Source organism: Bradyrhizobium sp. CCBAU 45394, assembly GCF_028128655.1.
GTDB classification, from domain to species: Bacteria; Pseudomonadota; Alphaproteobacteria; order Rhizobiales; family Xanthobacteraceae; genus Bradyrhizobium; species Bradyrhizobium diazoefficiens.
In genome coordinates, this window is sequence record NZ_LBIX01000008.1 from 39,629 (window position 1) to 52,296 (window position 12,668).

General features: G+C 62.4%; 15 protein-coding genes. 4 read left to right on the plus strand and 11 right to left on the minus strand.

Going from position 1 to position 12,668, the window contains the following annotated elements; translation table 11 throughout:
- On the minus strand, nucleotides 1-1,009 hold a 1,009-nt coding region (locus tag WN73_RS04345; RefSeq protein ID WP_271551731.1), incomplete at its 3' end, for a cadherin-like domain-containing protein.
- A 513-nt stretch (nucleotides 1,010-1,522) separates the two neighbouring features.
- Between WN73_RS04345 and WN73_RS04350 the strand changes: the two genes are divergently transcribed.
- Together WN73_RS04350 and WN73_RS04355 are read left to right on the plus strand one after the other, a co-directional pair.
- Complete coding sequence (locus WN73_RS04350) at nucleotides 1,523-2,614, plus strand: helix-turn-helix domain-containing protein (RefSeq protein WP_271551733.1); 1,092 nt, start codon at nucleotides 1,523-1,525, stop codon at nucleotides 2,612-2,614.
- Between the two features lie 105 nt (nucleotides 2,615-2,719).
- Nucleotides 2,720-3,100 (plus strand): hypothetical protein, encoded by a 381-nt coding sequence (locus tag WN73_RS04355; protein WP_244651782.1) that lies wholly within the window; start codon nucleotides 2,720-2,722, stop codon nucleotides 3,098-3,100.
- A 52-nt stretch (nucleotides 3,101-3,152) separates the two neighbouring features.
- On the opposite strand, the gene WN73_RS04360 is transcribed toward WN73_RS04355, so the two are convergent.
- Nucleotides 3,153-3,407, minus strand: coding sequence for a hypothetical protein (locus tag WN73_RS04360; RefSeq protein ID WP_271551738.1), 255 nt, complete (start codon nucleotides 3,405-3,407; stop codon nucleotides 3,153-3,155).
- 238 nt (nucleotides 3,408-3,645) lie between these two features.
- On the opposite strand from WN73_RS04360, the gene WN73_RS04365 reads away from it, so the two are divergent.
- Both WN73_RS04365 and WN73_RS04370 read left to right on the plus strand, forming a co-directional pair.
- Complete coding sequence (locus WN73_RS04365; RefSeq protein WP_028176016.1) at nucleotides 3,646-3,960, plus strand: hypothetical protein; 315 nt, start codon at nucleotides 3,646-3,648, stop codon at nucleotides 3,958-3,960.
- A 114-nt stretch (nucleotides 3,961-4,074) separates the two neighbouring features.
- Nucleotides 4,075-4,197: a hypothetical protein gene (locus WN73_RS04370; RefSeq protein WP_256380430.1), complete on the plus strand. Its 123-nt coding sequence runs from the start codon at nucleotides 4,075-4,077 to the stop codon at nucleotides 4,195-4,197.
- 17 nt (nucleotides 4,198-4,214) lie between these two features.
- Here the strand turns inward: WN73_RS04370 and WN73_RS04375 are convergent, their stop codons facing one another.
- From WN73_RS04375 to WN73_RS04415, 9 genes are all read right to left on the minus strand, one after another.
- Nucleotides 4,215-5,228 (minus strand): formate dehydrogenase subunit gamma, encoded by a 1,014-nt coding sequence (locus WN73_RS04375; RefSeq protein ID WP_097532314.1) that lies wholly within the window; start codon nucleotides 5,226-5,228, stop codon nucleotides 4,215-4,217.
- A gap of 43 nt (nucleotides 5,229-5,271) precedes the next feature.
- Complete coding sequence (fdh3B, locus tag WN73_RS04380) at nucleotides 5,272-5,868, minus strand: formate dehydrogenase FDH3 subunit beta (RefSeq protein WP_011088224.1); 597 nt, start codon at nucleotides 5,866-5,868, stop codon at nucleotides 5,272-5,274.
- A 12-nt stretch (nucleotides 5,869-5,880) separates the two neighbouring features.
- A complete protein-coding gene (locus tag WN73_RS04385; RefSeq protein WP_161534527.1) occupies nucleotides 5,881-8,823 on the minus strand; it encodes a formate dehydrogenase subunit alpha in 2,943 nt (980 codons plus the stop codon).
- A 2-nt stretch (nucleotides 8,824-8,825) separates the two neighbouring features.
- Nucleotides 8,826-9,044, minus strand: a complete 219-nt coding sequence (locus tag WN73_RS04390; protein WP_011088227.1) for a twin-arginine translocation signal domain-containing protein — start codon at nucleotides 9,042-9,044, stop codon at nucleotides 8,826-8,828.
- 29 nt (nucleotides 9,045-9,073) lie between these two features.
- A complete protein-coding gene (locus tag WN73_RS04395) occupies nucleotides 9,074-9,853 on the minus strand; it encodes a molecular chaperone TorD family protein (protein ID WP_011088228.1) in 780 nt (259 codons plus the stop codon).
- A gap of 132 nt (nucleotides 9,854-9,985) precedes the next feature.
- Nucleotides 9,986-10,612 carry a DUF3306 domain-containing protein gene (locus WN73_RS04400; RefSeq protein WP_011088229.1) on the minus strand — a complete coding sequence of 209 codons (627 nt, stop codon included), beginning with the start codon at nucleotides 10,610-10,612 and terminating at the stop codon, nucleotides 9,986-9,988.
- Nucleotides 10,609-11,127: a DUF3305 domain-containing protein gene (locus WN73_RS04405; protein WP_271551756.1), complete on the minus strand. Its 519-nt coding sequence runs from the start codon at nucleotides 11,125-11,127 to the stop codon at nucleotides 10,609-10,611. Before WN73_RS04405 ends, WN73_RS04400 begins: the two co-directional genes overlap by 4 nt.
- Nucleotides 11,124-12,131, minus strand: coding sequence for a DUF6352 family protein (locus WN73_RS04410; RefSeq protein ID WP_271551758.1), 1,008 nt, complete (start codon nucleotides 12,129-12,131; stop codon nucleotides 11,124-11,126). The genes WN73_RS04405 and WN73_RS04410 overlap by 4 nt, the downstream gene beginning before the upstream one ends.
- Nucleotides 12,128-12,667, minus strand: a complete 540-nt coding sequence (locus tag WN73_RS04415) for a DUF6505 family protein (protein ID WP_028176011.1) — start codon at nucleotides 12,665-12,667, stop codon at nucleotides 12,128-12,130. Before WN73_RS04415 ends, WN73_RS04410 begins: the two co-directional genes overlap by 4 nt.
- Between the last annotated feature and the right edge of the window lies 1 nt (nucleotide 12,668).

Below are 12,668 nucleotides of genomic sequence, written 5' to 3' on the forward strand. Positions count from 1 at the left end.
CGGGCGTATAGGTCCAGGTGCCGTTGCCGTTGTTGACCAGGCTGCCGCTGCCGCCGCTGATCTGCAGGTCGCTGGCCGTGAGCTGATCGCCCTCGATATCCGAGGCGTTGACCAGCAGCATCGCCTGGGTGATCAGGTGGGTACCGCTGTCCTCCGCGATTGCCGCCAGCGTCACCGCACCAGTCGTGGGCCCATGGTTGCCGGTTACGCCGTTGAAATCACCCAGTTGCGCATCGTCGATCTGGATCTTGATGTCGGCTTTTCCGTCACCGTTGATATCGGCATACAGGAAATGCGTGTTGCCGTTACTGTCTGCCTTGTCGGTCCAGACACTGTGCGCGAGAGCGGAATTGGTCACACCCGACTGTGCATCACTCTGAACCGCCCCTCGCCAGACCAGATGATCCGGGCCCGCCCCAGTCAGCTGCGTCGTTCCCGCCGCTCCCACCTGGGTGTCCTCGAGCACCGTGAAATCGATCTTGTCCTTGCCGTGCTCGAAGTTCTGAACGATGTCCCAACCGTTCGGCGAACTTACCGGAGCAGCTCCACCAACCGTGTAGGGAGAATCGGCCGCAGCCCGGTAAAGGAAGGTGTCAACGCCGACGAGCTTGTTGCCGTCGATCCCACCGTAGAGGACATCGCCTCCGTTGCCGCCGACGAGCGTTGTCGTGCCTTTGCCGCCGTGCAGAATGTCGGAGCCGTTATTTCCATCCAGATAGACGTTTCCGCTACCGGCCCACAGAACATCCTTGCCGTTGCCGCCGAAGTAGGCGTCGTTGCCCGAACCCTTGCTGCCGTCGATCGTATCGCCGGCATTGTTTGCGTAAATGATCGTAGCCTTGTCGTCGTTGTCAGCGATGGTCTGGCTTTGATTGCCGGTTATGGTCTTGGTGGTGCCGGAATCGTAGTTCGATACGGTTTCGGTGCCATCGTTGTAGACGGTGATGACGACGTTGCCGACGTTGTAGGAATAAAGTACGGCCTTGTTGCTCGGGTTATTGCTGGGCATATCAAAAAAACTCCGCCAAAATAAGGTCGCGTCGGACGCAACAGCGACGTTCCAAAGTCATTCCAATTGCAAAGAAGGCAGCTCGGTGATCGACCCGCGGGCGCGCCATTGCGCCAGCGGCTTTTCACGCCGTTGGGACTACGTGATGGATAGACGCAAGTGACGCCCGGAAGCGGGTGGCCTGCAAATCAGGCCTCCGGGACGACTCGATTCAAAAAACACTCAGCCCCTCAACAAAGCGCTTTAACCAATTATTAGGCAAAGGCTATCGTGCACGTTCGCGTTGAGGCAATAGTTTGAAAGTCGGACGTCTCGATTTTGTTCGCTCAAAAAGACACGCCTCGCTCAACGCGGAGCGGCTCATTGCAGCATCCCGATACCAGTTTCTATTAAACCGCATTATGGTACCGCCGTGGTTTTGGCTCGAAAAAACAGCACTTGTCCCCTCGTCCGCATCGCGATTCGCGCAGAGCGTGCGCCAGGCAGGCGTGCAAACAGAAGCAGCGCGCGGACATGAGCAAGCCGGAGAATCTCGACGGAATGCCAAGATTGTTGCTGGATGGGATTTCGATCGGCGCCCTGCTGTTCGACCCTCATTCAGGCCGCATCGCATGTGCAAACGACGCAGTGCAAAAGACGCTGAACTATGATGCGGACGAACTGCCTCAGCTTTCGCTGCACAATCTCGTGCATCCCGAACACCGCGACGTGTGGTTCGCGAACCTGAGAAGCCTGTTGAACAGGATGACCGATCAATGCCGCTTCGATGCCACGTACCTGGCGAAGGACGGTCGGTACGTGCGCATGAGGACTGTGCAGTCCGGCATCAGGGCTGAATGCGGTGCAGTCGAGTGGATCAGTTGTCTGCTTGAGGAAGCCCCTGCGAAGTCGGACGAAGCCGCCTTCACTCCGGCGGGCGTCACGATCTGGCATTGGAGCGTTCCCAGGCAGCCCGATGGAGCGGGTGCATATCGCGTTCTGACTGGATCGGCACCGGCCTCCCCGGAGGCCACGATCGAAACGCTGACCAAGGCGATCCATCCCGAGGATCTCAATCAGGCGCGGGGCCTGCTGCGGCGCGGGCTCGGTGGGGCGGCTGGCATGCTCACATGCCGACAACTCGACGGCGACGGCCATGTGCGCTGGACCCAGCAGGCGGTGAACCCGGTGAGCGAAAGCCACGGACAGGTGACGCACTTGATCGGAATAAGCGTCGACATCACCGAAAGACGAGGACGCAACGAGACGTCCGAGAACATGCTTCGCTTCATCCAGCACCTGCAAACCCAGTGGAACAAGCCGCTCGTCATTGCCGACGTCGCCCGCCAGCACGGCGTCAGCCTGCGCACCGTTCAGAAGCATTTTGCCTTGCGGGGGATTACGGCTGCTGATTTTCTGAAGCGGATCCGCCTCGTTCACGCCTACGACATGCTGGCAGCGGCCGGTTCGCGGACGACCGTCACCAAGGTCTGCGCGAAATGCGGCTTCGGCAATCTCGGTCATTTTGCGCGCGACTATCGCAGCGAGTTCGGCGAATTGCCCTCGGATACGCTGTTGCGGGCCAAGATGCACCACCGCGCCCTGTCACGGGAAAGCAACAGATGAGCGCCAAGCTCGCCCCGACGGCAGCATCGAAGACGTCGCGGTTTGACGCTGTTAGGGATTTTTGCTCTGTTAGCCGGTGATTTTAAGAATCCATTGGGGGCAACGATGCGCAATTTGATGGCCAAGAGTCTCACTGCAGCCATTCTCATCGGAGGCGGCTTGGCCGCCAATCCCGGCGCAGCCACCGCCGCCGACATGGCCCTGCGGGCTTCACCGAGCGCGATCGGCAGCTGCTCGGAACTCGTCTTCACCTGCGAGAACGGCAGGCAATACCCCCTGTGCCCGATCGCGGTGTCCATTGCCGGTGAGGTTGTGACCGCATCGCTGCATACGAGCCACTCCGGCGGCGTGCATGTGCGCCTGGTCCCGATGGGAGTCGGATACCGCTATGCCGGTCCCGGCGTCTGGGTCGACGGCTTCCGCGGCAATGCCTTGCTCAATTTCGGCAAGCACAGCCAGATCGCCTGCACGATCGAGAACTACTGATCGATAGGACCGAGCGGCGCCTCCGCAAGGCGCCGTGCATCGGCCTCGCCCGTTAGCCCTTCGCGCGAACGGCCACTGCCCGCGCTCGCGGGTACATGTAAGCCTTGGGACGGACGTAGACCGGACAATAGTTGTCCCACTGGTATTGCTGCCAATTCCATTTCCAGCAGCCAGCCGCGATCTCGGGATCGGGATACCAGTTCAGCCGATACGGTTCATCACCGAAGGGGTACGGCCCCTGGGCGCTGACGGGCGATGCGTACAAGCAGACGGTGGTTGCGATCGCAACAAAACATGACTTGTACATGACTTTCTCCGAATATGTCGGCATAGTGTCAAACTGACAGGTCGGGATCAAGCTCGGAAACTTCGGTCGTCCCGGCATTCCCCTCCTCGGCAAGCGGCCAGACACGATATCACGAGGCCATTCGCCTGGTGCGTGGGCCTCTCTTGGAAGTTGTTGACCGGACGCGTCGATCGCGAGCGCGTTCAGAGCATTGCATTCGAAGTGATTTGCCCACTCGCCTTACACACAAGCATTGTTCATGAAACAATCTATTTCCCTCAATGCCAAGCTTCGGTGGCCGGACGTCAAGGACCACTACGTCGTCATCTATGAGGGGCATGTGATCGGCAACGTACATCGGTCCGGAGACAGCTGGTCCTGGTCGATAAGCGTTCCCATGGGCTTGCCTGATTGGTCGGTCGGAAACGCTGCCAGTCTGCACGACGGCATCAAGGCACTCGGCAACGCTTGGGCCGGCATATTGAAGTCGACAAGCGCCGAGCGCCTGCAGCGGGCCTGGGATCTCGAACGAGCTGCGGAGACACGAAACACCGGTTTCGAATCCAACATCTAGTATCAAGACGCCGCGAGCGTTTTGGGTTCTACAGGTGAACAAGGCGAACCTGCCCAACCACAGCGTTTATTCGCGGCCAGACGTCCTGTATAATACTCGCGAGGAGGGATCGCGATGAAGGCTTTCATCCTTGCCTGTGTTGCGACGATCGTAATCGCGGCGGCTGGAGTTGCCGTTCTCGACAGCATACAGCAACCCGTCGCAGAGGCCTTTGCGACGACAGGCGTGCGTCTCTAAGCAATGCTCCGTCAGCTCTATTCGGCTGCCGACGCAGCATGGCGAGGCCGCGGCTGAGAATCGTTCGGTCCGCTCCGTGCCAACTCCTGGTCGAGCCACAGGCTATGATGCTCGCGCGCCCAGTTGACATCCACCTCACCTGATCCCATCGCCTCGAAAGCCCCCTCCATCCCGATTGTGCCGATGTAGATGTGAGCGAGCATCGCGGCGATAAACAGCACGGCCACGACGGAGTGAACGATCTGGGCAATCTGCATGCCCTCGATTCCCGTCACGTAGAAGGGGAACATGAGCTGATACCCGGTCGCGGCGACGAGACCACCGCCGATCACAACAATCCAGTAGATCCCCTTTTGTCCCGCGTTGAAGCGGCGAGCCGGCGGATGATCGTGACCGATCAGGCCGCCGCCGCGCTTGATCCACTCCAGATCCACCTTGTTGGGGATATTGCCGCCGATCCACATCAGAAAGATCAGCACGACGCCAATCGTGAAGGGAAAGCTCAAGTAGTTGTGCGCGAATTTCGCCCATTGCGACCAATCGGAGAAGGCGTCAAATCCGATCAGCGGAAGCAGCAGCGGCCGCCCGAACGTGATGTTCAGCCCCGAGATCGCCAGGATAACGAAGCAGGTCGCGGTCATCCAATGCACGAAGCGCTCAAAAGTGTTGAACCGTACGATGGTGCGGCCGGATCGTCCGCTTTCGAGGCGGATCATGCCGCGTGTCAAATAGAAGATCACCAGCACCGCCAGCATGCCGAGCACAGCAACGCCGCCGATCCACCGCAGCACAACGTTGCGGAATTCACGCCACTCGCGGCCAGCAGGTTGTATCAGCACGCTGGAGCGCTGGTCGGGGATGCTGACGCGTCCCTGGATCCGATCCATCTCCTGGAGCAACTGGCGCTCATTGACCGAGCTCGCCGTCGGATTGATCTGCTGGGCCAGCGACGGTGCCGGAGCTGCCATGATCAACAGAAGCAACGCCCACGCGCCGATGGTTGGTCGAATGAACCTTGCAAATGAGGACATGGACTTCTCCTCGGCATCTGTGCCGCGTCGCCCGCGGCCTGCTTCAGGACTCGATCGTCTCGCGATAGGCGGTCTTCCAGCCCCACGCTCCTGAGCCGTAGCCGCGCTTCAGCACGCGCTCCTTATAGATCTGGGCGATGATCTCGCCGTCGCCGGCGAGCAGCGACTTGGTCGAGCACATCTCGGCACACAGCGGCAGCTTGCCCTCGGCCAGGCGGTTCGCACCGTATTTCTCGTATTCCTCCTTGCTGCCATCGGCCTCGGGTCCGCCGGCGCAATAGGTACATTTGTCCATTTTTCCGCGCGAGCCGAAATTGCCGACCTTCGGATATTGCGGCGCGCCAAACGGACAGGCGTAGAAGCAGTAGCCGCAGCCGATGCAGAGATCCTTGGAGTGCAGGACCACGCCATCGGCGGTGGTATAGAAACAGTTCACCGGGCACACTGCCGCGCACGGCGCATCCGTGCAGTGCATGCAAGCCATCGAGACCGATCGTTCGCCCGGCTTGCCATCGGCGATGGTGACGACCCTGCGGCGGTTGATGCCCCAGGGGACCTCATGCTCGTTCTTGCAGGCCGTGACGCAGGCGTTGCACTCGATGCAACGGTCGGCGTCGCAGAGAAACTTCATACGTGCCATCGTCGTTGCTCCTTATGCCGCCGCGATCTGGCAGAGAGTGACCTTGGTTTCCTGCATGTTCGTCGCGGGATCGTATCCGTAGGTGGTGATCGTGTTGGCGCTTTCGCCGAGCACGATCGGGTCGGTGCCCTTCGGGTAGTTGCCGCGGAGATCCTTGCCGGCAAGCCAGCCACCGAAGTGGAAGGGCATCCAGGCAACGCCCTTGCCGACGCGCTCCGTGACGAGCGCCTTCATCCTCGCCCGGGAATTGTTCTCGGCACCCGTGACCCAGACCCAGCCGCCGTCCTTGACGCCGCGCTCGGCGGCGTCGGCAGGATTGATCTCGATGAACATGTCCTGCTGCAATTCGGCGAGCCACGGGTTGGTCCGGGTCTCCTCGCCGCCGCCCTCATATTCGACCAGGCGGCCAGACGACAGGATGAGCGGGAATTGTTTTGCAATTCCCTTCTCCACCGCAGCCTTCTGCACGGAGAAGCCGATATTGGGCATCCGGAACTGCTTGGCGTCGGGCAGCGTCGGGTATTTGGCGACGAGATCGACGCGCGGCGTGTAGATCGGCTCGCGGTGAACCGGGATGGGATCGGGCAAGCCGAAGGCATTCATGCGCGCCTTGCCGTTGCCATAGGGAACGCAGCCATGCGCCAGCGCGACGCGCTGGATGCCGCCCGACAGGTCGAGCGACCACGACACCGCGTCCGGAGTGGCGGGGTTGACCTTGTTGATCACGGCCATTTCCGCTTCGGTGAGCTCGGTGTCCCAGCCGAGCTTCTTCAGGCTCGCGAGCGTGAATTCCGGATAGCCGTCCTGGATGCCCGACCCCAGCGAGTACGAGCCGTCCGCGAGCAGGCTCACCTTACGCGTCGTGCCGTCCGGCAGCTTCTCCTCGCGCTCGATGCCGAACCGCGGCCGGAACGTGCCGCCGCCATCCATCACGTGCAGATTGGTATTGTAGAGCAGCGGCGTTCCGGGATGCTTGACCTCCGGTGATCCCCAGCATGGCCAGGGCAGGCCGTAGTAGTCGCCGCCGACCTCGGGATCGTCCTTCGGCGCCCGCATCGTCAGCATGTCGAACTTCGCCTGGTTCTTCATGTGCGCCTTGAGGCGCTCGGGCGATTGCCCGCAATAGCCGGTCGACCAGCTGCCGCGGTTCATCTCGCGAAGTACATCCTCTGCTTCAGGAAGATTGTTCTCGACCTTGATTTTCTTGAACATCTGATCCGCGAAGCCGAACTTCTTGGCCAGCAGGTAGATGATTTCGAGATCATCCTTCGACTCGAACACCGGCTTCACAATCTGCTCGCCCCATTGCAGGGAGCGGTTGGAGGCGACGCGAGAGCCCTTGCACTCAAATTGGGTGGCGACCGGGAGAATGTAGACACCATCCTTGCGTCCCGCCTCGACTGCGAGCGAGGCCCAGGTCGTCGGATGCGGATCGGCGATGACGAGCAGCTCCAGCGCCTTCAGGCCATTGAGGGATTCAGGGATACGGGTGATGCTGTTGGAGGCGTGTCCCTGCACGAACACCGCCTTCACATTGTCCTTCTGCGCGACCTGATCCTTCGGCAGCGTCACCGCCTCGAACCAGCGGGTCAGCGGGATGCCGGGGGTTTCCATGATCTGCTTGGAATCGAACCGCGACTTCAGGAAGTCGTAGTCGACCTCCCAAACCCGCGACCAGTGCTTCCAGGCGCCCTCGGCGAGGCCGTAGTAGAACGGCAGCGTGACGATATCGAGCCCGACGTCGGTCGCGCCCTGCACGTTGTCGTGGCCACGGAAAATGTTGGCTCCCATGCCCGCGCCGCCGACATTGCCGGTCATCAGCAGCAGGATGCAACTGGCACGCACGTTGGCGGTGCCGACGGTCTTCTGGGTCTGGCCCATGGCCCAGATCAGCGTGGCCGGCTTTTCGGTGGCAAACATCTTGGCGACGCGCTTGAGCTGCTCCCCGGGAATGCCGGTGACGCGCTCAACTTCTTCCGGATTCCACTTTTCCACCTCCTTGCGGAGATCGTCGAACCCGTAGACTCGCTGCCGGATGAACTCCTTGTCCTCCCAGCCGTTCTGGAGGATGTGCCACATCATGCCGTAAAGCACGGGGATGTCGGTGCCCGGCCGCATCCGCACATATTCCGTCGCGTGCGCGGCGGTGCGCGTCAGGCGCGGGTCGATGACGACGAAGTTGGCCTTTTGCAGTTCCTTGCCCTCGAGCAGGTGCTGCAGCGAGACCGGATGCGCCTCTGCCGGATTGCCGCCCAGGACGACCTGCGTCTTCGCATTGCGGATATCATTGAAGCTGTTGGTCATCGCGCCGTAGCCCCAGGTGTTGGCGACGCCGGTGACGGTGGTCGAATGGCAGATGCGGGCCTGGTGATCGGTATTGTTGGTTCCCCAGAATGCGCCAAGCTTGCGGAACAGGTAGGCGCCTTCATTGGTCATCTTGGCCGAGCCAAGCCAATAGACGGAATCGGGGCCTGACTTCTCACGTACGGTTTGAAGCTTGTCGCCGATCTCGTTGATTGCAGTATCCCAGGACACGCGGGTCCACTGCCCTCCGACGAGCTTCATCGGATAGCGCAACCGTCGCTCGCTGTGCACGAGCTCGCGCACGGATGCGCCCTTGGCACAATGCGAGCCGCGATTGATCGGAGAATCCCAACTCGGTTCCTGGCCGATCCATACCCCGTTCAGCACCTCGGCAGTCACCGTGCACCCAACCGAGCAATGCGTGCAGACGCTCTTGCGGACGCTCGCACCCGCGGTGAGCGGACCGGCCATCGCCGCCTCCGCCTTGCGCACGCCGCCGACCGGCAGCGTGCCGAGTACGGCGAGCGCGCCACCGGCGAGACCGGATTTGCGCAAGAAGCTGCGGCGGTCGAGACCGCCGGCCTGCCCTGCAAGGGACTCGGCAACGGAGCCATGGCGCAGGGAACGCTGGTTTGCTCGCTTGATCAGCACGGTCAACCTCCCTTGGCCGGATAACGATTGACGCGATAGAAGGCCTTGACGTGATCAGTTTCCTTGTAGCGCGCCTTGCGCTTCTCATCGTTGGTTTCGCTATCAGCCTGCGCGGACCCGACCAGCGGTGTCGCGAGCGTCGCGCCGGCGCCCAACGTGCCGGCGCCGACCTTGCGCAGGAAATCGCGACGCCCGACTGTGGCTTTCCTGTCTTCACTCATCGCATCTCTCCTGGACCCGCCGGTGCAGGTCAGTTGGCGAACGTGAATGCCTCCGCCTCGATCTCGATAAAGGCGCGACCGAGCGCGCCGACCGCACGATAGAAGACGGCGCTCTCCGCGCCCTCGATGTCGGCGAACAGCCGCCCTATCCAGGGCTCGACGTGTTTGACAAAGAATGCGCGCTGCGCCTCGAACGACGTAGGGAAGCGGCCTCCCGCGAAACCTGCCATGATCTCGCACAGGATGGCGGCGTGATCTTCCGGCTCCGAATTATTCGCGGCGCGCTCGATCCCGGACGCGGCGAGATCGGCGCGCAGGCGCGACAGCGGCCGTTCGTTGAGGAATCCGGTCAGATAGTAGGAGGCATAGGGCAAGAGCTCGCCGCGGCCGAGACCGACGAACAGATCGAAATATTCGCGTTCGACCTGGGTTGCGACTGCATTGGCGGCGGCCGCGGCCAGCCCAGCATGCGCGCGCCCGAGTGGCGTCGCATCACCGGTCAATGCGGCCAGTTGATCGAGCAGCCTTCTTGACGGTGCTGCGGACAAGAGCGTCGCGAGCAGCAGATATTCCTGCGCACGCGCCGCATCGACGGGTTCAATCAGCTCATTGGACACAAACGGCTCGCCGTACAGATCAGGCCGCAAGTCTTTGCGCGATACGCCGGTCGCCGCTTCGACCGCAATCACCCGTTGCGCGGGCACCTGGTTCCAGTTCGAAACGGAGGGTTGGCTAATGCCGATTTTGCGCGCAAGCCCAGCAACGCCGCCGGCGGCGTCAATGGCTCGCTCAAGGCCATCATCACGCACGTGGACCTCCCATCCAAGTCCCGGGTGCTGATTTTGCTTTTGCTACAAAGCGCTAGACGAAGCGTAATCCCGGCCCAGCGGAGGGTCAATCGCATCACATAGTCTGAGGCTATGGCCTTTCGTCGGGGAGCCCTAGCGGGGCAGCGCGCCGCCATGCGGGCGACGGGGAAGCGACAGGTGTTCGCTTGCAGTGCTTTCAGGGACCGTTAGCTGCGCTGCAGCAGGAACAGGTGCGGGCTTGGTGGGCGCAGCTTCTTCGGCGACGACCTCGACATTCGATCTCTCGGCCTGGCGCAATTCCCGCGAAGAATCCGTGACTTCAACCGGAGTCTCGGACAGCGTCTCGGCCGACTTGCTGAGGCCGCCGACGATTCTGTCCACGAACGCGGCCAGTTCTGCTTCCGAACAATCCAGCGGACCAAAGCCCGGCATCGCGGTCGGATCGTTGAAGTCCCACGCGCTTTCGGCAAGCCCCACGAAGTCGCGAATGGCGGGATCAGCGCTCCAGGCGCGACGAAGCGCCGCACGCGTCAGCTCCTGCGGAATCCCTTTGCGCAAGAACGCCTTGATGTCGGTCGCCGACGTAATCAAGTCGATCGAAGGCAGGCTCGAGGGGTCGAACTCCGCTTCGTCATCCTTCGCGGCGGGCGGCAGTGCCGACTGCATGTCGTCGCGCTTTGCCGGATCCGATTGCGTCGGGTTCGCCTTTGCGTGCTGCTTGCGACGGGACCAGCGCGTCAGGAACCTATCCTCACTCATTCGTGTCCGCCTTCATGCTGCCGGCGCGCCAGCGCCTCCGGATCGGCCTGCCGCCGCTTCCGTTTGAAGAACTCCCGTTCGACGTGGTGCTCGGCAACGAAGCTTTCAATCTGCTCACGCAGCACGTCCGGCATGGGAACGGCCTCGACCAGATTCGCAGCGGCCCCGGTGAACGCCTCGCCTTCCGCAGGATCGGCGGTGGCGGCAGCCACCGAATAGGGCCAGGTGCCTTCCGCAGGCGACAACACTGTCCAGATGCTCGGACGACCCGAAGCAAGATTGTCGCGATAGCGCGCCGTCTCGGAACTGTAGAGATCGACCATAGTGCTGCCGGCATAGAACAGCGTCGTCCCACCGCCCTCGTCACGGAGCACCGTCCAGGACTTTATGTCCGGCTCGTCCGGCAGCACGGCGACGGCGCGCCAGACAAAGTCGGTCCACGGCGAGTCCGCCTTGTGCCGCCCGACCACGATACCGACGGGGATGCGCACAAGCGGCAGCGCAGCCGGGCTCATGTTACCCTCTCCAGGTGCTTGATCGGCAGCCCCGTCAGCAAATTCTGCGGTTTCATCCGGAGCTTCTGATCGGAGTTCATCGACAGGATGAGATAGACGGGCTCTCCCTGCATCTCGTCTGCGACCGCACTCGCATCTGCAAACGTCAGGCGGAACAATGAAAGCACGCGGCCGGCGCTGCGGTCGTCGAGTTGCTCGCCATGCCAGAGGCGGTTGCCGAGCCTGGTCGCATCGGCGTCGAGCCCGACATACCAGGTGAGCCGCGCATCACGCAGTTCGCGCAGCGGCTCAATGCCGACGTCGATCCCGAGCAGATGGGAGATCCAGCGCGCCATCGCCTGCGCCAGCGCCCTCGGCCCGCGCCCGCCCGCGGTGAGATCGAAAGCCATGTCGAAATGGTCGCTTCGGTGCCAATAGTCGTCGGCGTTATCCTCGTTCAAGACGTCCAGCTCGGCATCGGTCACGGCCCCGAGCATCGACATCAGCGAGAGCACCGGGGTCGGGCTCTGCCCACCGACGACCTCCTCATCGCCGAGCAGCAAGGCCCGTTCATGCGGCAGGATGCGCTGTGGGCGGAAGAACAGCTCGGCGGCGCGCAGCACGAACGGGTCATCGCAGCCATCCAGCGCATTGCGCAGGATGACATGCACGAGTTGATTGACGAACAGCGGCGGCAATCCGTTTCCCCCCGACCGGACGGTCGCAAGATAGGCGGCCTCCAGGGTCGGATGCCGCACCAGGAGATCGCGAACGGCAAGCACGAACTGCCAGTTCTCCCGGGCATCCGCATCGACAATCGCTGCGATCTCGTCCGCACTGACCGCCCGGCGGGGAGCGGCCAGCAGCTCGCGGTGCAGCCGCCGCTCGACCGGGCATGCTTCGTCCGGCGGAATCAGCTCGGGCCGGACGAAATAGACCTTCAGGAACTCGTCGGTGACGCAAAGCCCGCCGCCCACCTCGCGATCGAGCAGATGGTGGCCGCATGCGATCCAGAAATCATTCATCGATGCTGCGGCTCCTGGCTCATATCGGCAAGCCTGACATTGCTGTCGGGTTCGACATCATCCTCGGCTTCCATGAACGAGAACGCCTTGCCGTGCCCCTGCCCTTGCCGCAGCTGCAGCCTGCGGAACGACTCGCGGACTTCGCCGTCGCTCACCGAGCGGTGGACGGCAATGAGCGAACTGATCGGATGCGTGCAGAGCGACCGCACGAAGGCGACCTCCTCTTCGGCGGCCGTCCGCGCGGTTGCCGGATCCGGCGCGCCGAAACGATCGATGAGTTGTCCGGCGAGGAGCTCGATCAGCGCCCGGCAATCGCTCTCCGTTGCCGGGACGATCTGCACCAGCGTCGACCAGCCCCAGGATTGCACCCCGAGGAAGCCGCTGCGGAACGCCGCGCGCGCCTTGCCGCTCAACGTCGCCGGATCCTGATCGCAGAAGCGGAACGCGCCGGAGACGGCCCATTCGCCGGGCTCTGCCGCCGCGTCGAACACGAAGGTGTCGGAGGGATCGAGCGCGATGGCGCGCAGCAGTTTCACA